The organism is Aliinostoc sp. HNIBRCY26 (assembly GCF_050235535.1).
Classification (GTDB): domain Bacteria; phylum Cyanobacteriota; class Cyanobacteriia; order Cyanobacteriales; family Nostocaceae; genus Trichormus.
The window spans coordinates 4,268,547-4,291,362 of sequence record NZ_CP189852.1 but is presented as its reverse complement, the minus strand read 5'-3'; the positions used below and the strand labels follow the sequence as shown (position 1 = coordinate 4,291,362).

Below are 22,816 nucleotides of genomic sequence, written 5' to 3'. Positions count from 1 at the left end.
GGTGGAGGGTTATAAAGGACACCAATGCTTTTCACCAATTGGTGTGGTGTTTCGCAGGTGTGATTTTACCCAACACAGTTCACAGTTCACTGTTAAAGTTAACTTTAGTATCGCCACTCATACCGAGTCTGTATCTTGAGGTCAGCATCTCTAGCTGAAGACAAAGTCATAAGATTGAAATTAAAGTATAAGTTTTATTGTGAAATAAACAATCACTAATCCCGAAAAATTTTAGGATAACTAAAGACTGATTTAGGAAGCTTCCAACAACGTTAAAATATTTTGCAAAACTAGCTCCGGCAATTGATCACCATTAATCGTTAACAAACGGCGGCGGCGGTCATAATACTCTAAAATAGGCACAGTACGGTCATAAAAAATTTCTACCCGACGCTGTACAATCTCTGGTTGGTCATCTGGTAGAGAGCGACCCAAAGAGCGACTCACCATCACCGCTTCTGGGACTTGTAAGTAAATTGCCCAATCTAACTTTTGTCCCAACTCATCCAACAAAAAATCTAATTCTTCCGCCTGAAACGCAGTTCGGGGATAACCTTCCAAAATCCAACCACCAATGACATCAGGTTTTTTTAGTCGCAACCGAATTAATTCAATAATCATTTCATCCGGTACTAGTTCCCCCTTAGATACATAGGGTTGTGCATAGCGGCCAAGTTCACCCAGATTAGCATAGACACTTTCCAAGGTCTTACCGCCGGATATTGCTTCCCGTAACATCTCCCCTGTAGAAATCTCTGGTACTTCAAAATATCTCGCTAATCTTTGCGCTTGTGTACTCTTCCCTGATCCTGAGCCTCCTAGAATTACTAGTCTCACAACTATCCACTCCTCAACCCGTCACATTTACCACATAATAAGTTTGTTTTGCCCAACCGTGTAGAAAATCCCACATTTAACCCAAGAGTCATACTGTTGTACCTTCTGGTTCAAAGCAACAGCAACTAGGAAAAGAGGAAAACACCAAGCAATCCCCAATCCCCAGTCCCTCATATCACTCTTGACTTCCGCACAACCTAGTGTTTGACTTATAGAGCAGATTGCCAGGTTGATCAAACTGAGCAAAAACAAATTGATTATACAGGTGATTTTCTCAAAGGAATCTCTGCTTAATCTGATGAATTTATTGTGATTTTTTGAAATTTATCCTATGGTTGCCCAGTTAGAAACTCCCAGTGCGAATTCCACTCCTAGCCTACTGCATCCAATTGAAGGTCTGGTGCAAGTCTTCACCAGCACTCACCGCAACTTTTTCACCAGCGTCATGGGACAAGCACTCAGAATTGCTGGACAAGGTACACCAGTTTTGATAGTACAGTTTCTCAAAGGTGGCATTAAACAAGGACACGATCGCCCGATTCAGTTAGGACAAAATTTAGATTGGTTACGCTGTGACTTACCCCGTTGCATTGATACACCACACCTAGATGAATCTGAACACCAAGCTTTACAAAAATTATGGCAACACACACAGCAGGTAGTAAATGAGGGCAAATATTCTCTGGTTGTCCTCGATGAGTTAAGTTTGGCGATTCACTTTGGATTAATTGCTGAATCAGAGGTTTTGGCTTTTCTCTCGCAACGCCCTTCTCATGTAGATATTATTCTTACTGGTACAGAAATGCTCTCATCTATTCTCGATGTAGCTGATCAAATTACAGAGATTCGCCGTAGTCACAGACCCTAAACAAAATCCACAGTTCACGATATCCTAGTATTTCGGTTTGTATTGATTGTGAACTTGTGATTAAAAACGATATTTGGATTACTGAGATGGCTCAAAAAGGTCTAATTGCTCCTTTTGAGCCAAGTTTAATCCGTAAAGTGCAGAAAGACCTGGCTTGCGAACCTCAATCTGTAATTAGCTATGGTTTATCTTCCTATGGCTATGACATTCGTTTATCTCCGGCTGAGTTCCGCATCTTTCGCCACATTCCTGGAACTGTAGTTGATCCCAAAAACTTTAATCCCCATAATCTAGAGCAGACACCATTACATACAGATGAAAATGGTAGTTATTTTATTTTGCCAGCTCATTCTTACGGTTTGGGAGTGGCTTTAGAAAGGTTAGAAGTTCCAGATAATATTACAGTAATTTGTATAGGTAAAAGTACGTATGCAAGATGCGGTATAATTGCAAACTTAACTCCTGCTGAGGCTGCATGGCGCGGTCATTTAACTCTAGAATTTTCTAATTCTTCTAGTGCTGATTGTCGCATTTATGCTAACGAAGGCGTGGTGCAGTTACTATTTCTAGAAGGTGAACCATGTGCCATTAGTTACGAAACACGACAAGGTAAATACCAAGATCAGTTAGAGATAGTCACACTGGCTAAGGTTTAATCTCACAATTAGCTAATGTTTTACCCCACAGCAAATTCAGTCAACTTTCGCATATAGGGCGGTTGATATGCCAGCACTATATCTTGCTTGGGGATACCATATTCAACTAGTTCATTAGCTACACCAAATTCAGTACCATCATACTGAATCCAAATTTTATGTTCTCGAATATCTATATGAATTAAACAGCCATATACTCGACGACGATTTTCCCATCCTGCGTTGACAACTTGATAGTGGTCTTGTTGAATATCAAAAATAGTTTGCCGTTCAATTTCACCATAGGCAGGCTTAATTTGAGCATGATGCTCTAAAATTTTTTGGATAATTTGTCTATATTCAGCTAATTTATCCATTGTGCAATTACCTCATTTTCAGGGTCGAATACTAGCAGTTTTAATTGATATTCTTGAATACTTAGTTGTGGCAATTGTCGGGAAAAAAAATCTGTATATGTTACTAATGGTACTGCTAAATACAGAATGCGCTTCGGTTCCTTAAGTTTTAGGGCTACGCGGTAATTTAAATATTGTCCCAATGCTGTATGAAACTCAGAAACTGCGGAAGGAGCAACAAAACTTTTGATTTCTACGGCTATTTGTTCACCTTCCTTTTGGGCAGCAATTAACCGTTCTGCACCTATATCAATTTGTAGTTGTCCATCTACTAAGTCAATAGATAACGGATCATGTGTAATTGTCCATCCGTCTTTTTGCAAAGCCAACTTAACTAAATTATGAAAGATATCCCTTGCAGACATTTCTTAAAGTTACAGTGTTTTTGACAATAAGCAGTTGTTTTGATGATCAATAAGATGAGAAAGGAGTTACCCTACCTCATCAAAATTTTAGCGATCGCACAGCACTTTTTGAATATCCATCGTCTTGCATCTGGGATTTAGACATCATCTAGATGTTAATCTAGCTCTAAGGTGCTAATCTGCCTTTGCCTAAACGAGTTTTTTCATACCACTGAGCGAGTGCTGGAGTCCATTGTTCAAAATGCGGCCACATCAGTTCGCACAATTTCTGGATTTCTAATTGAGCATCTTTCTTATTTCTCAAGTCGCAAAAATGCAAAAATGAACGCAAATTAAAGCTGACTACAAAATGTTGACGATAATCAAAGGGAACTTTACCTCTGGCGTGTTCTTCTGACATTCCCCCTTCAAAATCAGCTTTATATCGTTTAGCAGCTTCCAAACACCACTCTAAGTCAGCAGATCGCTGTTCAGGTGAATAGTAATATTTTTTACCCTGTCTATCTGTATAATACCCAACTGGACGTAGATAAAAAACGTCTTCAATGTCTTTTCTACCTTCGACTACATCAATAAACTGTTTGCCCGTATACCTAAAAGATTGCACATCAAAGGATACTGCTACCCTATGAGTACGTGCTTGCTGCATCACACTATGAGGAAAATAACCACAGTTGAAGACAATTTGAGGATGTTCTAGCGGCCCGTAATGTCCTCTTTCGCCTGCTAATAGTCGTTTAACAATAATTTCGCCGCATTCTGACTCCGAAGGCCAAGAGTCACGTTCGTCAAACACGAACCCATCTGTATAGTCTTGGTGCATGGCTGCATAAATCACCTGCTGGGGGTTTGGTGTTTTAGCTATAACTTCTACTCGGAATCGATCCATTGGCTTTTGAACGGTTGATTTGTACTTGTTCTGGGAGGGTGGTTTTCAACCCGACTCACAATCATATCTCTTTGGACAGATTAAGATGCTTTACAAAAATTTATATATTTGTTACAGTTTGTTACATCATAAATAACTGGAAAAAACAAAATGCGTACAAATAATGCCATCGTTGACGATCAAGGTTTGATGAACAACTTTGCGATTGAGCCAAAGGTGTATGTAGATGAACAAGGCGATCGCACCGGCTTCACTCCCTATGCAGAATTACTCAATGGTCGTTTAGCCATGATTGGGTTTATTTCTCTGATTGCTTTAGAAGTATTTACAGGACATGGTATTTTTGGTTTCTTCTCAAATCTATAAAAATAATAAAGTCTTAAGTTTCGTAAAAATAGTAAATTAACAAAATCAGAGACAGGAAATTTCCTGTCTCTTAATGTATTGAGACTTTTGTGATATTTTGACAGTGGCCGAGGGCATCCAAAATTGGTATAACCTATAGTCTGTCACCTTTCACAAATTATGGTTTTAACTGCTTCTACCATGTTGTCATTAGGCACAAAAGCACCAGATTTTCATCTACCTGAAGTAGTGTCTGGCAAAATAATTTCCCTAGATAGTTTTGCCGAGCAAAAAGTTTTGTTAGTGATGTTTATTTGTCGTCATTGCCCATTTGTGAAGCATATTCAAGACGAAATTACCAAGCTAGGTGAAGATTATCGCACGAGTGATTTAGCGATCGCCGCTATCAGTGCTAACGATGCCGAAAAATATCCAGATGACGCGCCTGATTCCCTCAAAGCATTAGCCATAGAAAAGGGATGGCAATTTCCGGTATGCTACGACGAAACCCAGGCAATAGCCAAAGCCTACACAGCCGCTTGTACACCGGACTTTTTCGTGTTTAATGCAGAACGCAAACTTGTGTATCGCGGACAGTTAGACGATAGTCGTCCCAGTAACGGTAAACCAGTCACAGGTGCAGATTTACGTGCTGCTATTGATGCGGCTTTAGCTGATCAACCTGTAACTATTGAGCAAAAGCCTAGCATTGGTTGCAATATCAAATGGAAAGCGGGGAATGAACCCAGTTATTTTGGGTAGGGGTTGGGGACTTATCAATTCAAAATTCAAAATTCAAAATTCAAAATTAAAGAAGGATTGGGGACTGGGGACTGGGGACAAGGTGGATTTGACTCCTGCCCTATGCCCTATGCCCCATTCCCAATTAATGTTTAATTTCCAAATTGAGAATATAGTGTCCTAATTGGACATTTTCTGCCCAAAGTTCGTACTCTATACGTAGATGCTCTGGCAGGGGACTGCCACTGAGGGTGAGATTTTTGGTAAAGTTGCGTAAGCGGATGGGATCATGAGGCTGTATTGATTCTGTAGGTAGCCAATATCGGCTCACCCCATAAACACCCTGTTCCCAAAAGTGACGGTAACTCACCTGTTCGTTACCTTGCATGGTCATAATGATCCGATAAGGAGAAATTTCCAACCACAGCACTCTAGGGCTAGTGGGAGTATAAGCTTTAGTTTTGTGTGGGGTCGCTGTATCTTCTATTTGGTTGGGAAATGCCACTTCACAGGTGATTAGAGGTGGTGCAGTTAATAGTAGATGGAATCTATCAGTGTCTTTCTGATACAGCGTGCCAGCAGTTTCTACCACTGACCAGAATGGCAGGTCTGTGGAAATATGTGATAAGCACACGGGCTTGCGGTGATGAGTGAGCATGGGAGCGTTGAAGGCTAAAAGCTATTGAACAAGATGAAATTAATACCAGATACTTCAGTTGATTGGGTAAGCAACTAAAGAATAAAACATAGTAAAACTTGCTTAATATTAACTGAAGATGCTTTTTTAGTAAGCTATATAAACAAACATCAAAATAAGTTGAATATGAATCTCAAAAGTTCATGTAAGAATAATGAAATTTATTAAGTAAACTATGTGAAAAGTTATACTTTTATGAAAAAAGACAACTAAGAGTTACCATCAGAATACTTACTGAGTATCCCACATAAGAGTGAAGTAGCAATAACTAAAAAATAAATCTATACTAACCCAAGTTGCTATATGAATCCGCTTTGATTCGGTGAAATTGTTTGCGTAGGTAGGGAACAGGGAACAGTCTTCCGCCGTGAGCGTCAGCCGAACGGGAACAGAGAACAGGGAAGAAGAAATGAATCAATTCAAAATTCAAAATTCAAAATTAAAGACAGCCACCCACAAGGGGTGGGGTTTCTACCTACCTTGGGAAATAAGGATTCTTGGACGCAAGTCCGGTTTTGAACCTAGCTTTTTCCTATAAAAGTGTACCTAGTTTCGCAAAAATCAAATACGATTCCTATAGTTAGCAAGATAGGGAATAGATAATTAAGCGCAATGAAAAGCAGCTTGTTTCAGCTACACTTAGTTTTCTCAAAATTCTATCGAAATTCACCCCAACTTAGCTGATTAGCAATTTTGAGAGAGCAAAAAGCGATACTATACTAGGCAGTCTCTATCAATAATGGGCATAGGGTATAGGGCATGGGGCATGGGGGTTGTATTTTTCTCCACCTGCTTACAATGCTTCTGCTGTTTCCCTGTTGCTAATTGTTCAAGTTTGGGTTTTGGATTGACTATTTTGAAGAGAGTTTCATCTAAAATCCGTCTTGAAAAGTTCTGTAGGTGGGAAACCCGGCTATAGAACTTTTCGCAAAATTTCAAATTCCCAGTCCCCAATCTCTAATTTTCAGAAAGTATATTGTGATGTTAGCTGCTGCCATAACATTAGAATCTCAAGAAGACCTTTCCCACAAGTTAATTATTCAAACACCTACTGCTGGGGTATCCTTACAGGGTCGTATCCAGATACCAGGGGATAAATCAATTTCCCATCGGGCTTTGATGTTGGGTGCGATCGCCCAAGGTGAAACGGAAATCCAAGGGTTACTTTTGGGTGAAGACCCCCGTAGCACTGCTAGCTGTTTTCAAGCAATGGGTGCAGAGATTTCACCGTTGAATACTGAATTGGTGCGAGTCAAAGGTATTGGTTTAGGTAATTTACAAGAACCTGTAGATGTGTTGAATGCGGGTAACTCCGGGACAACACTGCGCTTGATGTTGGGACTGTTAGCATCTCATCCAGGACGCTTTTTTACAGTCACCGGTGATAGTTCTTTGCGATCGCGTCCCATGTCTCGTGTCGTCAAACCCCTGCAACAAATGGGGGCGCAAATCTGGGGACGGAAGGATAATTCTTTAGCACCTTTGGCAGTACAAGGACAAATCCTCAAACCCATTCACTATCATTCACCCATCGCCTCTGCCCAGGTAAAATCCTGTATTATGCTGGCGGCTTTATTCACTGAAGGTAAGACTACGGTGACAGAACCAGCCCTATCCCGTGACCACAGCGAACGGATGCTACGGGCGTTTGGTGCAGATGTCAGTGTAGACCCTGAAACCAAAAGTGTTACTGTCACAGGCCAGGCGCAATTGTACGGTCAAAAAGTCATTGTCCCAGGGGATATTAGTTCCGCGGCCTTTTGGTTAGTGGCTGGGGCGATTGTTCCTGGTTCAGAACTGGTGGTGGAAAACGTCGGCGTGAATCCCACCCGCACAGGGATTTTAGAAGCCTTGGAAATGATGGGGGCGAATATCCAATTGGAAAATCAGCGTGAAGTCGCCGGTGAACCTGTGGCGGATGTGCGAGTGCGTTACAGTCGTTTACGCAGTTGCACCATTGCTGGGGATATTGTACCGCGCATGATTGATGAAATCCCAATTTTAGCTGTGGCGGCGGTGTTTGCCGAAGGTACTACCGTAATTCGGGATGCAGAAGAGTTGAGAGTCAAAGAAAGCGATCGCATTACAGTCATGGCGCAACAACTCAATAAACTCGGCGCGCAAGTGACGGAATTACCAGACGGAATGGAAATTACAGGCGGAACTCCCTTAAGAGGCACAGACGTTGATAGCCATACCGATCATCGCATCGCCATGAGTTTAGCGATCGCCGCTTTAAACGCCAGTGGCGTAACTACAATTCACCGCGCCGAAGCCGCCGCTATTTCTTATCCTAATTTCACTAATACACTGAAACAGATTTTGGGGTAATGGGGATTGGGGATTGGGGACTGGGGACTGGGGACTGGGGACTGGGGACTGGGGATTGGGTATTGAGCATTGGAGACTGGGCATTGCAGACCAAAATATGATCATTGGATTCTTCCCCCCTGCTCCCTGCCTGACAGGTGTAGGTATTTTACAAACGTGGCTGAAATGGGGTTTTTCCGTTAGTTGAAAACTCAAATTTTAGTCTTTGATTTTTTACCTAAGAACGAAATTTCGTTATTTGAACCACGTTTAGAACTCTGTTTGAGAGTGTCCACTCATGCCCACATCAAAAACCTACACCTGTCAGCTGCTCCCTGCTCCCTGCTCCCTGCTCCCTGCTCCCTGCTCCCTGCTCCCTGCTCCCTGCCCCCTGCCTCCACAACAAACCCCACTCACATCTTTTGGGCTATTTGCAGGGCTGATAGAAACGACACAGAAATATTAGTAATAGAGTTTTTGACTAACACAGCTTTTAAGCCAGCAAATAAAGCATTTCTTTGTTGAGGATCTAAAGCTATGTATGGCGACAGGGTACTTAAAAGTGTTAAGTAGTCATCAATACTATAAGTGAACTCACAAGGGAATTCTTCCGAGACAAAACACTTAAACAGACCAGAATCAATCACACTCTGTCCGAATCTGAGTATTTGCTTGTGCTGTGTTTCTCGTTCTTCGTATCTTGCTAAAGCCGGGGCTTGATGCTGATAAACCTCCTCAAAAGCTGCGTAAACTTCATACTGGGGTTGGGGTGTCATATTCCACAGCAAAATCAAACGACCATCTGCTTTTAAAGCATCAGCTGCTTTTGCATAGCCAATTTCTGGTGAAACCCAATGAAAAGATGTCGCCGCTAAAACAGCATGATATTTTTCAGACTCTAGCGGCCATTCTTCAAAAGATGTATTAGTAATTTCTACCGCAGGATATTGTATACAATTTTGCTTTACTATGTGGCAAAGTTTCTGGCTTGGCTCTAGACAGACCATTGTGAAACCTAACTGAGCAAAGGCAACTGTAGCATTTCCAGGGCCGCAGCCGATTTCTAAAATCACTGCGTCTTTTGGAAGTTCAGCTAACTCTACAGCACGGTGAATTAGTTGCTGAGGATAGCGTGGTCTAGTTTTGTTATAGGCATCAGCTACTTCGCTATACCAGTTTTTTCTCTGTTGCGAAGTGTAGATATTTGCTACTTGGCTATACCAACTTTTTCTTTGTTCTAAATCTTTCATAAGTTGTGTGCAAGTGAGCTTTATACCAAGTGCCAATATTTTGGCAACATATCACCTATTAACTTAACTTGCTCATCCAAAACTGACACAGCAAACTAGGAAAGCTTTTACCAGAAGTTCAGAAGAACGAAAGCAAGAAAGTGATAGCTAGAAAAGCTACACCTCTACACGAGAGACTGCCAGCTAAAAAAATAATTTATTTTCTGGAAGTCTCCTATCCAGGCTCCTATCCCAAATCATCAGAAATGATTTAGGATGACTATAAATGCGTTGTTGAATATCAGAGTTAATTATCTCATCTCTCCCTACTAAATGTAATACATGGGACTCTGCTGAGTACGTGCCTCTCTTTCTTGACACAAATCTTGGAGTGTATAGCGATTCAAAACCTCCGTCGAGGCTGCATTAGCTTGATCCCAAATTTCATGAACTAAAGTTTTTTCTAAAGATGGAGATTCGGAAATATCTTTGTCTTTGCGCTCACCTTCTACCAAAGTGATGATTTCTAATAGGGTAATTTGCCAAGGTTCACGTACTAAAACAAACCCTCCTTTGGCACCACGTTGACTTTGTACCACGCCAGCACGCCGCAAGGTGGTCAAAATTTGTTCTAGATATCGCTCAGGTATGGGTTGTTTGGCAGTAATTTCGCCCACAGTCAGAACTTTCTGTCCGTGGTGAGTTGCCAATTCTAATAGTGCCAGCAGTGCGTATTCAACTTTGGCAGATAAATCTAAAAGAGCGTAGTTTTGGCTATTCAAGTGTGTACTCAAGATAATACGGTTAGTTGATTGATTTAACGCAATTTATGCGAATTTAATTTTTTCTCAGTCTTAGATGTGATAACATCCGACTTATAAAGTAAAAACATAAATCTATCGACTTACCGTAGATTATCTTACACAATTTTACCCGATTGCTTCAACTGTTCTTGGTGAGGACACAACAACAAGGGGTGTAAGGGTGTGGGGGTGTAAGGGTATGAGGGCGTAAAAGATTGTTTGAAAATCACTTTGCGGTGATTTCAGGCACTTATCGAGTCCTTATAGCCCTAAACCTCATATCTTCATACTTCTATAACCCTAAATCCATCCATTTACTCAGGAAGATCATGCTACTAACTGATTTACGAACCATCTATGAGCGTGACCCAGCAGCCCGGAATTGGCTGGAGGTGTTGTTTTGTTATCCGGGGTTGCAAGCGTTATTGTTTCATCGCTTGTCACACTGGCTGTATAAACTAAATGTGCCGTTTATACCAAGGTTTATATCTCATATTAGTCGGTTCTTAACTGGGATTGAGATTCACCCAGGGGCAGTTATTGGCAAGGGCGTATTTATTGATCACGGTATGGGTGCAGTTATTGGTGAGACAGCCATTATCGGTGATTATGCTCTAATTTATCAAGGTGTCACCTTGGGGGGTACGGGGAAAGAGACAGGTAAACGTCACCCGACAATAGGTAGTCATGTGGTTGTAGGTGCGGGTGCGAAGGTATTGGGTAATATTACCATTGGCGATCGCGTCCGTATTGGCGCAGGCTCAGTTGTTCTACGAGACGTTCCCAGCAACACCACAGTAGTAGGAATTCCAGGGCGTGTTACCCGTGAAAATAACTCCAATACAGATTTTTTGGCGCATGGAAAACTGCGCGACGTAGAAGCGGAAGTGATTCGAGCGTTGTTTGAGAGAGTCAAAAATTTAGAGAAACAACTAGAACAGCTAGAAACTAAATCAACCCCAGTCCCCACTTACATAACGCTAGAGCAACTTTACAACTCTCAGCAAACTGAGTCTGATTCAATGATTGAAGAATTCTTAGATGGTGCGGGAATTTGATTTTGGTCATTAGTCATTAGTCATTAGTCATTAGTCATGAGAGAACAGGGAACAGAATCTTTAATTTTGAATTTTGAATTTTGAATTTTGAATTGTTCCGTCCCCAATCCCCCCTTGTATCCGATCGCCTACTATAGATATACTACGGTTAATTAATCGGTTAAGTGTAATATCCAGTGGTGTCACTAAAATCAAGCTTTATTAACTCAGCTAGTCACAATACTAAGCTGTTGTTTACACGACGGTCATTTTTACCGGAGTATCAAAATAGCCTCTGGCAGATTGACACGGGTTTTGTTAGAACCTTTACATATCTGGAAAATGGTACAACTGTAGCCTTGGGGTTATGGGGTGCTGGAGATGTTATTGGTAAGGCTCTGTCGAAATTAGAACCTTATCAAATGGAGTGTTTGACTAAGGTTGAGGCAAGAATTTTACCCTTAGACGAATGGTCTTATCCGACAGAAACTTTATTGGCGCACATCCAACAAGCTGAAGAGTTAGCAGTGATTCGCAGCTACAAGAAAGTAGAGACTATGCTGCTGAAGTTGTTGGCGTGGTTATCTCACAGGTTTGGCTCAGAAGTAGAGAAAGGACGCTTGATTGATATGCGTCTGACTCACGAAGACTTAGCTGATATGATCGGTTCGACAAGGGTGACAGTAACTCGCATTTTGGGACAGTTTGAGCAGGAGGGATTGATTGACAGGCGATCGCTCAATAGAATTATTCTCCGAGAGGAAGAGATTTGGTATTACGAGATTTAGTTGTTGGGGACTGGGGATTGGGGATTGGGGACTGGGGATTGGGAACTGGGGATTGGGAACTGGGAGACAAGTATCTCATTGACTAATGACTAATGACTAATGACTAATGACTAATGACTAATGACTATTGACTATTGACTATTGACTAATACTTGACTGTTTTTTAGTCAGGAAAAATGATTTAATAAAATTCTTGTAAATGTATGTCTACATTTTCTTGTGCAGGCATATATTGTGACATTTTACAACTTTTTTAATAACTAAATAACTATTTACCAATGAAAAAAATATTATCTCACCAAAGTATATTAACATCTGCCTGTGTGCTACTCATAACAGCTTGTGGAAGCAATACCGCAAATAATTCTACAAGTGAGACACCCAGTAGCTCAAATCAATCTACAACAATTCCTATTGGTATTGCGATCGCTCAAACTAGTAATGTCGCTTTGCTAGGTCAAGAACAAGTAGCTGGAGTGAAAATTGCCGAAAAGTATTTTAATGATAAGGGTGGTATTAACGGTACACCTATTAAGTTAGTATTGCAAGACACTGCTGGAGATGAAGCAGGCGCGATTAATGCTTTTCAAACTTTAATTAATAGAGATAAAGTAGTCGGGATTGTCGGCCCTACTTTGTCGCAGCAAGCTTTTAGTGCTGACCCTGTAGCTGAACGTGCTAAAGTACCAGTCATCGGCCCATCAAATACAGCGAAAGGTATACCTGAAATTGGTGATTATGTGGCTCGTGTTTCTGTTCCGGTTTCTGTAGTTGCACCTAATGCTGTCAAAGCGGCTCTTAAACAAAATCCTAATATTAAAAAGGTTGCTGTTTTCTTTGCTCAAAATGATGCTTTTAGCAAATCAGAAACAGAGATTTTTCAAAAGACTGTTAAAGACCAAGGTTTAGAATTAGTCACAGTCCAAAAGTTTCAAACAACTGACACTGACTTTCAAAGCCAAGCTACCAACGCTATTAATTTAAAACCAGATTTAGTGATTATTTCAGGATTAGCGGCTGATGGTGGTAACTTAGTTAGACAATTGAGGGAACTAGGTTATAAAGGCTTAATTATTGGTGGAAATGGATTAAATACATCAAATATTTTTCCAGTGTGTAAAGCTTTGTGCGATGGTGTATTGATAGCTCAAGCTTACAGTCCAGAACATCCTGGCGAGATTAACGCGGCTTTTCGTAAAGCTTACATCGATCAATTTAAGAAAGAACCGCCTCAATTTAGCGCGCAGGCTTTTACCGCAGTGCAAGTATATGTAGATGCGCTCAAAGAGTTAGATAAAAAAAGTAAAGTTGCTCAGTTACAACTACCACAGTTAAGAACAGAATTAAACAAGCAAATCTTGGCAGGTAAGTACAACACCATTTTAGGAGAAATTAGTTTTACTCCTGTAGGTGAGGTTGTACAGAAAGATTTTTATGTGGCTCAAATTAAAATGGAAAAAGATGGTAGTCAGGGTAAGTTTGCATTCTTGAAATAGAGATTGGGGAATAGTTTGTAGTGAGAACTTTAGTTAAAAAAGGACTAAAGTCCTTACTACGAACTTGATTTAAAATTCCTAGTACCCAGTCCCTAATCCCCAATCCCCAATCCCCAATCCCTCATAAATTACTATGGACATTAGTTTATTTATTCAACAATTGTTAAATGGCCTATCTATTGGTAGTGTCTATGCAATTTTTGCTTTGGGTTATACGTTGGTTTATTCCATTTTAGGGATTATTAACTTAGCGCATGGGGCAATTTTTACTCTGGGGGCATATTTTACTTATGCACTCATGGGTGGTAGTTTTGGATTTAATGGCTTATTTGCTAATTTGATGCTACCAGTAAAATTACCATTTGCTATGGCTTTAATTATAGGCAGTGGTTTGGCTGGATTGGTGGGGGTTGGGATGGAACGCATTGCATTCAAACCTTTGCGTAATAAAGGTTCTGACCCTTTACTAACAGTAGTTTCTAGCTTAGGGGTAGCAGTAGTAATTGTAAATCTAATTCAGTATTTAGTAGGTGCAGAAAGTTATACTTTTCCTGCTAATACTTTTGGTAATTTGCCAGCAGCCATTAATTTTGGGAGTGCAGAAAAACCAATCCCCATTCGGAGTGTACAGGTGATTATTTTTGGGGTGTCGATGGTAATTGTCGCTATCCTCACCTATTTTATTAATCGTACTAAATACGGTAAAGCTATGCAGGCGATCGCAGAAGATCCAGTGACTTCTAGTTTATTAGGAATTGATAGCGATCGCTTTATCATCTTGACATTTTTCCTCAGCAGTTTTTTAGCAGGGTTAGCCGGGACTTTGGTGGCCTCTAGCGTCAGTATTGCAGGCCCCTATTTTGGTATCGCCTTTGGTTTACGGGGTTTAGCGGTGATTGTTCTGGGTGGTTTAGGAAGTATCCCTGGTGCGGTTTTGGGGGGTTTACTCATTGGTGTCGTGGAAGCACTCGTCCCGGCGGACTTTTCTGGCTATAAAGACGCTGTAGCTTTTGGCATTTTATTTGTCATGCTATTAGTTAGACCCCAAGGTTTGCTAGGTCGTCGGTTCATCCAGAAAGTTTAGAGAGTGCTGAGTAATGAGTGCTGAGGAATTAGTGGTTTTTACTGGAATCAGCACTAGGGTAAAGGTGGAAAGTAAGTTACATAACTATTCATAGTTGATAATTTTAGACAAACAACTTAAGCAATGGCTGAATTTTTCTCGACTTATGGCTCACTCATTGTTTCAATGGTATTAGGGGCGTTACTCGGACTCTCACTTTATTTACCATTGATGGCTGGACAATTATCTTTAGCTAGTCCAGGATTTTATGCTTTAGGTGGTTATATAGCAGCAATTTTATCGACTAAAGTTTTTACATCTAATAGTAATTTATTCCCGATTCACTTGTTGTTATTGGAGATGTTAATTGCTGGGTTAGTTTCTGGTTTATTGGGTATAGTTATAGGAATTCCTGCTTTAAGATTACGGGGAATTTATTTAGCGATCGCCACTATTGCATTTGTAGAAGTTTTGCGCGTTTTTTCCCTGAATTTAGAAATTACTGGTGGTGCTGTGGGGATTTTTGCTATCCCTCAACCCTTCCAAACTCAAATAGAATATTTATGGATTGCCTTACCATTACTATTAATTAGTATGGTTCTATTTTATCGCTTAGAACGAGTGCGAGTTGGTAGGGCGTTTACTGCAATTAGAGAAGATGAATTAGCCGCAGGCGCAATGGGAATTAATCCCACTTATTATAAGGTTTTAGCCTTTACTTTAGGAGCAATTCTAGCAGGGATAGTTGGTGCAATTAGCGCGCATTTTCTTAACACTTGGAATGCACGACAAGGGACATTTGATGCAAGTATTATTTATTTAACTTTTGTGTTAATTGGTGGCTCAAGAAGTTTCTTAGGTTCAGTTGTAGGTGGTATGGTATTTACAGCTTTACCAGAGGTTTTGCGAAGTTTAGCTGATACAGGTGGTTTTCCTGTGTGGTTAGCGCAATTTCTCCGAGATGGTAGGCTAATTATTTTTGGTTTATTGATAGTGATAGGTACAATTTTCTTTCCTCAAGGTTTGATTACTCCTGATAGTTTTAAAAGGGGTAAACGGGGGAATAGTCATTAGTCAATAGTCAATGGTCAATAGTCAACAGTCAACAGTCAATAGTCAACAATGACAGAGAACAAGCAAACCATTTTAGCCGCTAATGCACTTACTCGCCGTTTTGGTGGGTTAGTGGCGGTAAATAATGTTTCTTTTAGTGTTAATCAATATGAGATTTTTGGGCTAATTGGCCCTAATGGTGCGGGTAAAACCACTTTATTTAATTTAATTACAGGGTTAATTCCTCTTTCTAGTGGTGAGTTAAATTATAAAGGGCAAGCAATTTCACAACTGCGTTCTCATCAAATTGCTAATTTAGGAATTGCTAGAACATTCCAGAATATTCGCTTGTTTGGGGAATTATCGGCTTTAGAAAATGTAATTATTGCTCGACATTTACATACTAATAGTAGTTTAATTACAGGGGTTTTAGGTTTACCACCAGCACCTCAAGAAGAGAATAAAAGTAGACAGAAGGCTTTAGAATTATTAGAGATGGTGGGATTAAGCGATCGCGCCCAAGAAAAGTCCCGAAACTTTGCCTATGGTGATCAGCGTCGCTTAGAAATTGCGCGCGCGTTAGCTTTAGAACCGCAAATATTACTGCTAGATGAACCGGCGGCGGGGATGAATCCTAGTGAAAAGGCGCAACTTAGTGATTTTATTCGGGATATCCGCGATCGCTTCAATTTAACTATCATTATTATTGAGCATCATGTCCCCTTAGTCATGGGATTATGTGACCGCATCGCTGTGTTAGATTTTGGTCAATTAATCGCCTTGGGTGAACCATCAGTAATTAGAAATGATCCGGCTGTAATTGATGCTTATTTAGGGAATGAATGATTAAATATACCCCCGACTGCTGCAAACAATCGGGAGTATGATGATTATTTACTTATTAATAATTTTTTCTACTTCGACGGCAATATCTGGAAATGCAACTGGTTGAATTATTCCTGTTGTGAATGTTTGTTTAGTTGCATACTCTCCATCTAAGATATCTCGAAATATAACTAAGTTGAGCTTACGTAAATTCACAACCCAATATTCTAAAATTCCGGCTTGGGCATAAATTTTACTTTTTGTTTCTAAATCTTTCTCTAAACTAGAGTTAGCATACTCAATCACCCAGAAAATATTCTCTGGATAAGGATGATGCAGTAAATACTCCCGTCCTAAATTTTGGACGATAGCAATATCAGGCTCAGGCTCAGATTCGTTAGGTAAAGTGATAGGCTTGGCTTGGCGTATCGTAGCTGAGTCACCTAACAACTTTATGAGATAGTTTGCAGCTTCATGGCTACAATAAGCATGGGGTTCGCCTTCTGGGGACATTTCGATGATTTCTCCTTGGAGTAGTTCAACTTTGCGATCGCTTAAAATTCCCGCCTCAATCATGCGATGATATTCTTCAATTGACCACTTAGCGGTAATCATAGTCATGATGCTTGATTCCTCCCCAAGACTCTTGATATTTTCCTATTTTAAACGCACTGCAAAAACCTTATATTGATATTATGGGAATCTGCTTTGATTCCTGAAATTATTTGCGTAGTAAGGGAACAGGGAACAGGGAACGGGGAACAGGAAAGAAGGAATCATATTTGATTTTTTTCAAAAATCAAATATGATTCCTATATGTAAAATTTGTCTGATTAATCGATTTTTCTGAAACCGCCAATGAATACTGATGAACACCAAACTGAAAATATTGAAGATTTTGTCATATTAGAGGTGCAAGACCTTGATGTTAATTATGGCGGTATTCAAGCCCTGAAAAAAATAAATTTAAATATTAAAAAAGGTGAAGTAGTTACTTTAATTGGTGCTAATGGTGCAGGTAAAACTACAACACTACGTGCCATATCTAAAATAGTAAATCCTTACAACGGACAAATTATTTACAGTGGACGGAATATTACTCGCCGCCAACCCCATGAAGTCGTAAAACTAGGAATTGCCCATTGTCCAGAAGGGAGACGAGTTTTAGCTAAACAAACAGTGTTAGATAATTTACTTTTAGGTGCTTATATTCGGTCAAATCAAGCCGAAATTAAAGCCGATATTCAAAAGCAATTTGAATTATTTCCCCGATTAGCACAAAGACGCAATCAACTAGCAGGAACTCTCAGTGGCGGAGAACAACAAATGTTAGCGATCGCCCGTGCTTTAATGAGTAGACCACAATTATTATTATTAGATGAGCCAAGTTTAGGTTTAGCACCAGCAATTGTCAGAGAAATATTTACTATTATTGAAAATTTACGTGCTACAGGAGTCACAATTTTACTAGTAGAACAAAATGCTAACCTGGCTCTACAAATAGCTGATAGAGGCTATGTTTTAGAAGCTGGTACTATCACTTTAACCGGCGCAGCTTCAGATTTAATTAATGATGAAAGGGTGAAAAAAGCTTATTTAGGCTAACTTTCTGTCAGTAACAATATCAATAATCTGATTAAAATTTAGTATAATTTTGTGCTGGAAGTAGGGGTTTTATCGAAAATGGCACAGGAGAACGTAAGCATATAAATGAGGAAATTCTCAGGCACAAGAGTTAGCAATTAAACCCCCTAACCATCCATCCAAACCGATAAGATAAATTGCTTTTTACCTATCTTCTCGGCTTTCCTGCCTTAACCCAAGCATCTGGGCCTAACTTACCACCACGCTTCTTATATTCACGCCATCCAGGGTTGACATTCTGATCCTTGTTTCTGCGTGCTTCTCCTATTTGATGCTTTTGTCTTTTTGATGGACTCCTGTTTGTATTGTGGCCTCCCTTAACTCCTTGGTTTGATGGACTCTGATTTTTATTCTTACCTTTTTTGCCTTGGGCCATGTATTCAATTTCTCGCCAAACTTCTTCTAACTCTCCCTCACTTATGTGTTCATAATCGCTTTCTAAATTAGTTTCCAATTCCATCTCAAATTCTCTGTCAACTAATTTTGGTTGTCGTTTGACAAAAATAATTAAACTTGTTTTCTCATCAATGGGTTCAGTTAAAATCTGATAGTTTCCAGTTTTACCAACAGCAGCAAAAACTCTGAGATTGTTACCAAATGTATGACTAGATAAAGTGCCTGAACGTTTGGCATTATTAACAATTAGCGCAATAGACCGAGTAACACTACCTTCAAGAGTGCCGTTCATATTGCTTTTAACTAAACTTTCTAACCCTGTTTGTTTTAAGTTAGCGGTGATTTTCACGAGTCCATCACGAGATAATAACAAAGTGTATCCATCTGGTGTGGAACCTTTCCATACGAAAATAGACATGATGATTTTTCCTCTGCAATTTTGATTGAGTCAAAATCCCAAAGATATGTATGGTACTCAATTGGGATAAGTATTTTTCTAGGTGTAATTTGAACTCTTACTTTAGATTTGTTCTACACCTCTGAGTTTTCTGCTTCTCTGGTGTCCGTTGTATCCATTGTGGCCATTCTGACGAGGATCAAGCGTCACAACTTGTTGTGTATGACCGCGATAAGCAATACCCAAAGTTTCAGCACTGGTAAGCCACTCTTCTGCCACATCTGCGATTTCTCTGAGTAATGCTTCAAACTCAGCACGGGAAGTATTGAGGAGGTATTTTTGAGCTAACCAACGGATGACACTCCTACCCGCAACTGCCATGCGGTGACGCTGGGAAGCATCAACATTTTCATTGAAGTAGCGTAACATCACTTCTTCAACTACGTCCCAAGCGTTATCAGCTCCAAAAAGTTTGCGTATATCATCTGCACCGAGAATTTTAAAAGCTTCTTCCAATAGCTGTAATACTTCAATCCGTAAAACATTGACATGACCGTAAGAAGCCCATTTCAAGTTATTACGCAGATCCAAACCAGAACGTCTAATTGTGGCAATACTACCAAAACTAGGGTCAAAAGCTCTTTCACGAATCACATCAGAAATGCGTTTATCGCGCCAGAAATCAGCAACATTATTAATAAAATGAGTGAACAAAGTGTGAAATTGTGTATTCGGTTTGGCACTAGGTGCCGGTTTAATTGTGGTGTAACCTAATACTCGACGGTAAGCCTGCATTCGGTCTTTTTCGGTGTAGCGCAACAGGCTACGACGATCAAAACGATATAAACCGTAAGCACCATCACCAGTGGATAATCTCACCGCCCCAGCATTGAATAGTTCTTGCAGTTTTCTGACAGCGCGAAACACGCCTAATTTCTCATGCTGATAGAGATAATAAAGGTCAGCCACTGCTAGAATCCGTTCCGAGGAAACTTGCTCGTCGTAATCTTGAACACCTTCGGGTAAGCGGGTGGCACTGATTTTAGCCGCAGCTTCGTTACCAAGACCGATTAACTCAGCCAAGCCGCCATCGGGTGGTGCTGGGGTTTGGGTTTGGGCTGCTACCAGCTGAGATACCATGCTTTCAATTTGCTGAGTTAAAGCATCAGCTAATTGGGGATTTTGAATCAGTTGCGGTGCAAGTTTATCGGTGAGGGTTTCTCGCAGTGCCGCAATGCGATCGTATAAACTTTGATTTTCTCCTGCCGTTGCCATAATTTGGTCTCCTAATTGAATTGGTCAGGTGACACTGGTGTGAATATAGAGTGCTGCTGATTTAGCTAATCTTATTGGGGAGGAAATGGTTGAGATGGGGGATTTAGTATTGGAGGGCTAGATACATTGATATTTTGCTCGCGCTTGACTTGCCCTGCTAAAGTGCTGACCTCACGCAGTTGATCGGCTAAATCTTTGAGGGAGTCGATAACGCCTGCCCGTTTAAATGCAGAGTGACTAATTGGTGCATCAGAAGTTGCCGTGACTAAATCTGCTAATTGTTTGGCAGTTTCTTTCACAACCTCGGCGATCGCTAATTTTCCTCCGCCTTTAGCCAGTGCTTGACCTTCAAAAGTGGCAAACTCTTTAACCCAAGAAAGCAATTCTTCTAAAGACAACTCTATGTCCTGATTTTCGGAGAAAGATCCTTCTCTGGTGGATGTATTCGTTTTCCTAAATTTAATAATCACAGTTTGGCGTTCGGCAAAACCTAAAAAAACAGAATCCATGATTCTGTAAACTTCATTGACAGATTCCGCTACAACACCTAAAGCGCGAGACAACTTCACTAGTTGTGTACCTAAATATTTTTCGTCTCTGGTTTCTTGCTTATAGCGCGCCCAACTTTGATTTAAAGAAATCACATAATCCAAAATAGTAAGGTAGTTGGTATAGTTCTGCTCTTCTGCAACGGTGTTAATGAAATTGCGTTCAAATCCAAATATGTTAGCCATATTTTTGAGTTGACCAACCTCTACACCAGACAAATCTGCTCCTAAAAGTAAGGCAAATAAATTGTCAACTTTTAAGATGCGAGGCCCTCCTTCAAAACGAATTTCATTGACTAATTCGCTGATTTCGGTGCGAACAATTGACCGCACAGCCTCCATATTTTGGATATCTGCGGCTGGATTTAGCGGCATCAAACCGTTGAGTAGAGGTAAGATACTCTCCAATGCCGCTTTTGCTCGATGGTAGAGACTGGCTTGCGCTCCTGTCAGCGCACCTCCTCTTTCTGTTTGTACAGCATAGGTGTAAGGATTCCAAACATAAGTGATACGTCCATTACTTTCTTGAGGAGCAAAAGATTGCGTTAAGGAAGTCAAGATGTTTTTTCCATCGTTGGCATTGACATTTCTGCCTAAGACTTCACCGATCGCACTATTGACAATTTCTTGTAGTGTTCCATGTTGAGGTTCTATGGAATTTGCACCTTGACGCACACTGACATCGGAAACTTGTTTTGCTGTTGGTAAAACATCTATAGTGACTTTTCTATTGCCATTACCTTCGTCGCTTATGATCATGGCTTATCTCCTTGCTAAAGCACTGTAAAAGTTCTTGGTAATTATTTTGGGTTCTGCTAACCGTTTATCAAGTGCCAAACGCGACGCTGGAATTAAAAACCGTTCAGGAATAATCCCAGGATCGTTGCCAGATGCCAAACGTTCGCCGGCTTCCTCAATCATGCGTTGGTGCTGGGGTTTAAATCCCGTTACTTCCGCTAGGGTCTTGTTTCCTAGTTCTTGATAAGGAGTGTAGCAAATAGTATCTACAACCAGCTTATTTGCTTTATCGAAAGTTTCCAGAACTTCAGATGGAATATTGCCAGCACGAGTATCAGGATAAATACGCATCCACATTTGACGATATCTCTCGGCAGCTTGGGGAAATCCCATGCGGCGTAATAATTCGACACTAATAAAGACGCGCAAGTAAGGGATGGGATGAGGCGCGCCGGGGTGAAAATATTGGGTAGATTCAGGCGATCGCGCGGCAATATCCATTAAAGAAGCCACAATCGCCGGGCCTCCAAGCAACAAACCAGATAAATCAGCAAAGGTTTCGCTGTGCCAATTAGTCCAAATTGTAGCGACATTGCGGCTCATTCCCGCTTTTAATAGCCGTTGGGCGATCGCACGGGGAACAGCTTGACGGAGATTTAAATCAGTTTGTAAGTTATGGGAAACCTCATGCAAAATTGCCCCTAATGTCCAGGGATTGACCAAGCGGTGATAAGGTAACTGAATCAACGGAAAAGGATTGATTTGCTTCCCTAGTTTAGTTAAGGGAATACCACGGCGAAAGGTGGCTGGGGAAAAGCCTGTTCTCATGTACGAAAACGGCGCAGGTGCAGGAATTGATTTAGCCATTCCCAAACCCATGTAAATATCTTGATAGCAATCCAGGGCAATGCGATCGCAACCTAACAACCAATTACCAAATTGAGTTTGTCTTTGCCCAAACAACTCAAAGTAAAAATCCCAAATCTGTTCAATGGTTCTCACCCAATCGTGTGCTTGGTCTTTTTCCTTCATTAGCTGTTGCAAATGACTAGTATCCGGCTTGTTCATTGCAGTTTCCGCAGTTCTGCCCACGCGCTTCGACATATCCAATAGCTGGACTCTGAGCGAACTAATTAGCTCATTCACTGCATCAATGTGGGCATCTGAAGGACTAGCAGCATCTGTGCCAAATTCATCATGACGAAAAGGACGCAAAGCAGCTGCGTGTCTGACAACATTTAAGGCTTGCACCCTCAGCCAAGGTTTAAAACTAGGCAGTTTTCTGGATCTGGCATTGCCATTACTTCCTAATTCCCAACTCTCCAGCGCACTGGAATTGCGATTGCCAAAATCATTCTCTGCGCCCAGAGATGTCAGTGTTTCTAATAGTCCGTTCATAATTTTTTATCATCCTTGCAACA

24 protein-coding genes are annotated in these 22,816 nt (G+C 40.7%); 12 read left to right on the top strand and 12 right to left on the bottom strand.

Annotated elements, in window-relative coordinates; translation table 11 throughout:
* Positions 1–252 precede the first annotated feature (252 nt).
* Complete coding sequence (locus tag ACQFX9_RS18180) at positions 253–837, bottom strand: adenylate kinase family protein (protein WP_427157466.1); 585 nt, start codon at positions 835–837, stop codon at positions 253–255.
* Positions 838–1,168: 331 nt separating this feature from the next.
* Between ACQFX9_RS18180 and ACQFX9_RS18175 the strand changes: the two genes are divergently transcribed.
* Both ACQFX9_RS18175 and dcd read left to right on the top strand, forming a co-directional pair.
* Positions 1,169–1,705 (top strand): P-loop NTPase family protein, encoded by a 537-nt coding sequence (locus ACQFX9_RS18175; RefSeq protein ID WP_236143103.1) that lies wholly within the window; start codon positions 1,169–1,171, stop codon positions 1,703–1,705.
* Positions 1,706–1,791: 86 nt separating this feature from the next.
* Entirely contained in the window at positions 1,792–2,361 is a 570-nt protein-coding gene (gene dcd / locus ACQFX9_RS18170; protein WP_427162927.1) for a dCTP deaminase, read from the top strand.
* 20 nt (positions 2,362–2,381) lie between these two features.
* Here the strand turns inward: dcd and ACQFX9_RS18165 are convergent, their stop codons facing one another.
* The 3 genes from ACQFX9_RS18165 to thyX form a co-directional block, all read right to left on the bottom strand.
* Positions 2,382–2,717 (bottom strand): XisI protein, encoded by a 336-nt coding sequence (locus tag ACQFX9_RS18165; protein WP_427157464.1) that lies wholly within the window; start codon positions 2,715–2,717, stop codon positions 2,382–2,384.
* On the bottom strand, positions 2,705–3,121 hold the full coding sequence (locus tag ACQFX9_RS18160; RefSeq protein ID WP_427157462.1) for a XisH family protein: 417 nt from the start codon (positions 3,119–3,121) through the stop codon (positions 2,705–2,707). The genes ACQFX9_RS18165 and ACQFX9_RS18160 overlap by 13 nt, the downstream gene beginning before the upstream one ends.
* A gap of 166 nt (positions 3,122–3,287) precedes the next feature.
* The gene (gene thyX / locus ACQFX9_RS18155) at positions 3,288–4,010 is read right to left on the bottom strand and encodes an FAD-dependent thymidylate synthase (RefSeq protein ID WP_427157460.1); all 723 of its coding nucleotides are present in this window, start codon (positions 4,008–4,010) and stop codon (positions 3,288–3,290) included.
* 150 nt (positions 4,011–4,160) lie between these two features.
* Between thyX and ACQFX9_RS18150 the strand changes: the two genes are divergently transcribed.
* Both ACQFX9_RS18150 and ACQFX9_RS18145 read left to right on the top strand, forming a co-directional pair.
* Entirely contained in the window at positions 4,161–4,376 is a 216-nt protein-coding gene (locus ACQFX9_RS18150) for a chlorophyll a/b-binding protein (RefSeq protein ID WP_103136650.1), read from the top strand.
* A gap of 159 nt (positions 4,377–4,535) precedes the next feature.
* Positions 4,536–5,117 carry a thioredoxin family protein gene (locus tag ACQFX9_RS18145; protein ID WP_427157458.1) on the top strand — a complete coding sequence of 194 codons (582 nt, stop codon included), beginning with the start codon at positions 4,536–4,538 and terminating at the stop codon, positions 5,115–5,117.
* A 124-nt stretch (positions 5,118–5,241) separates the two neighbouring features.
* Here the strand turns inward: ACQFX9_RS18145 and ACQFX9_RS18140 are convergent, their stop codons facing one another.
* On the bottom strand, positions 5,242–5,754 hold the full coding sequence (locus tag ACQFX9_RS18140) for a hypothetical protein (protein WP_427157456.1): 513 nt from the start codon (positions 5,752–5,754) through the stop codon (positions 5,242–5,244).
* A gap of 1,020 nt (positions 5,755–6,774) precedes the next feature.
* On the opposite strand from ACQFX9_RS18140, the gene aroA reads away from it, so the two are divergent.
* Positions 6,775–8,124, top strand: a complete 1,350-nt coding sequence (gene aroA / locus ACQFX9_RS18135; RefSeq protein WP_427162926.1) for a 3-phosphoshikimate 1-carboxyvinyltransferase — start codon at positions 6,775–6,777, stop codon at positions 8,122–8,124.
* A 392-nt stretch (positions 8,125–8,516) separates the two neighbouring features.
* On the opposite strand, the gene ACQFX9_RS18130 is transcribed toward aroA, so the two are convergent.
* Together ACQFX9_RS18130 and ACQFX9_RS18125 are read right to left on the bottom strand one after the other, a co-directional pair.
* Positions 8,517–9,353: a class I SAM-dependent methyltransferase gene (locus tag ACQFX9_RS18130; RefSeq protein ID WP_427157455.1), complete on the bottom strand. Its 837-nt coding sequence runs from the start codon at positions 9,351–9,353 to the stop codon at positions 8,517–8,519.
* Positions 9,354–9,661: 308 nt separating this feature from the next.
* A complete protein-coding gene (locus ACQFX9_RS18125) occupies positions 9,662–10,114 on the bottom strand; it encodes an RrF2 family transcriptional regulator (protein ID WP_225977528.1) in 453 nt (150 codons plus the stop codon).
* Between the two features lie 350 nt (positions 10,115–10,464).
* Here ACQFX9_RS18125 and cysE point away from each other — a divergent pair, with 350 nt between their 5' ends.
* The 6 genes from cysE to ACQFX9_RS18095 all read left to right on the top strand — a co-directional run bounded on the left by cysE (position 10,465) and on the right by ACQFX9_RS18095 (position 16,418).
* Positions 10,465–11,193, top strand: a complete 729-nt coding sequence (gene cysE / locus ACQFX9_RS18120; RefSeq protein ID WP_427157452.1) for a serine O-acetyltransferase — start codon at positions 10,465–10,467, stop codon at positions 11,191–11,193.
* Between the two features lie 176 nt (positions 11,194–11,369).
* Complete coding sequence (locus ACQFX9_RS18115) at positions 11,370–11,960, top strand: Crp/Fnr family transcriptional regulator (protein WP_236143113.1); 591 nt, start codon at positions 11,370–11,372, stop codon at positions 11,958–11,960.
* A gap of 278 nt (positions 11,961–12,238) precedes the next feature.
* Entirely contained in the window at positions 12,239–13,456 is a 1,218-nt protein-coding gene (locus tag ACQFX9_RS18110; protein ID WP_427157450.1) for an ABC transporter substrate-binding protein, read from the top strand.
* A gap of 133 nt (positions 13,457–13,589) precedes the next feature.
* Positions 13,590–14,540, top strand: coding sequence for a branched-chain amino acid ABC transporter permease (locus ACQFX9_RS18105; RefSeq protein WP_427157448.1), 951 nt, complete (start codon positions 13,590–13,592; stop codon positions 14,538–14,540).
* Positions 14,541–14,663: 123 nt separating this feature from the next.
* The gene (locus ACQFX9_RS18100; RefSeq protein ID WP_427157446.1) at positions 14,664–15,593 is read left to right on the top strand and encodes a branched-chain amino acid ABC transporter permease; all 930 of its coding nucleotides are present in this window, start codon (positions 14,664–14,666) and stop codon (positions 15,591–15,593) included.
* Between the two features lie 48 nt (positions 15,594–15,641).
* Positions 15,642–16,418 carry an ABC transporter ATP-binding protein gene (locus tag ACQFX9_RS18095; protein WP_427157445.1) on the top strand — a complete coding sequence of 259 codons (777 nt, stop codon included), beginning with the start codon at positions 15,642–15,644 and terminating at the stop codon, positions 16,416–16,418.
* Between the two features lie 48 nt (positions 16,419–16,466).
* Here the strand turns inward: ACQFX9_RS18095 and ACQFX9_RS18090 are convergent, their stop codons facing one another.
* On the bottom strand, positions 16,467–17,018 hold the full coding sequence (locus ACQFX9_RS18090) for a Uma2 family endonuclease (RefSeq protein WP_427157443.1): 552 nt from the start codon (positions 17,016–17,018) through the stop codon (positions 16,467–16,469).
* Positions 17,019–17,255: 237 nt separating this feature from the next.
* Between ACQFX9_RS18090 and ACQFX9_RS18085 the strand changes: the two genes are divergently transcribed.
* Positions 17,256–18,002 carry an ABC transporter ATP-binding protein gene (locus ACQFX9_RS18085; protein ID WP_103136636.1) on the top strand — a complete coding sequence of 249 codons (747 nt, stop codon included), beginning with the start codon at positions 17,256–17,258 and terminating at the stop codon, positions 18,000–18,002.
* 187 nt (positions 18,003–18,189) lie between these two features.
* On the opposite strand, the gene ACQFX9_RS18080 is transcribed toward ACQFX9_RS18085, so the two are convergent.
* From ACQFX9_RS18080 to ACQFX9_RS18065, 4 genes are all read right to left on the bottom strand, one after another.
* The gene (locus ACQFX9_RS18080) at positions 18,190–18,855 is read right to left on the bottom strand and encodes a hypothetical protein (protein WP_427157441.1); all 666 of its coding nucleotides are present in this window, start codon (positions 18,853–18,855) and stop codon (positions 18,190–18,192) included.
* A 102-nt stretch (positions 18,856–18,957) separates the two neighbouring features.
* The gene (locus ACQFX9_RS18075) at positions 18,958–20,109 is read right to left on the bottom strand and encodes a hypothetical protein (RefSeq protein ID WP_427157440.1); all 1,152 of its coding nucleotides are present in this window, start codon (positions 20,107–20,109) and stop codon (positions 18,958–18,960) included.
* A gap of 71 nt (positions 20,110–20,180) precedes the next feature.
* Complete coding sequence (locus ACQFX9_RS18070; protein ID WP_427157438.1) at positions 20,181–21,416, bottom strand: hypothetical protein; 1,236 nt, start codon at positions 21,414–21,416, stop codon at positions 20,181–20,183.
* Between the two features lie 3 nt (positions 21,417–21,419).
* Positions 21,420–22,793: a hypothetical protein gene (locus ACQFX9_RS18065; protein ID WP_427157436.1), complete on the bottom strand. Its 1,374-nt coding sequence runs from the start codon at positions 22,791–22,793 to the stop codon at positions 21,420–21,422.
* Positions 22,794–22,816: the final 23 nt, after the last annotated feature.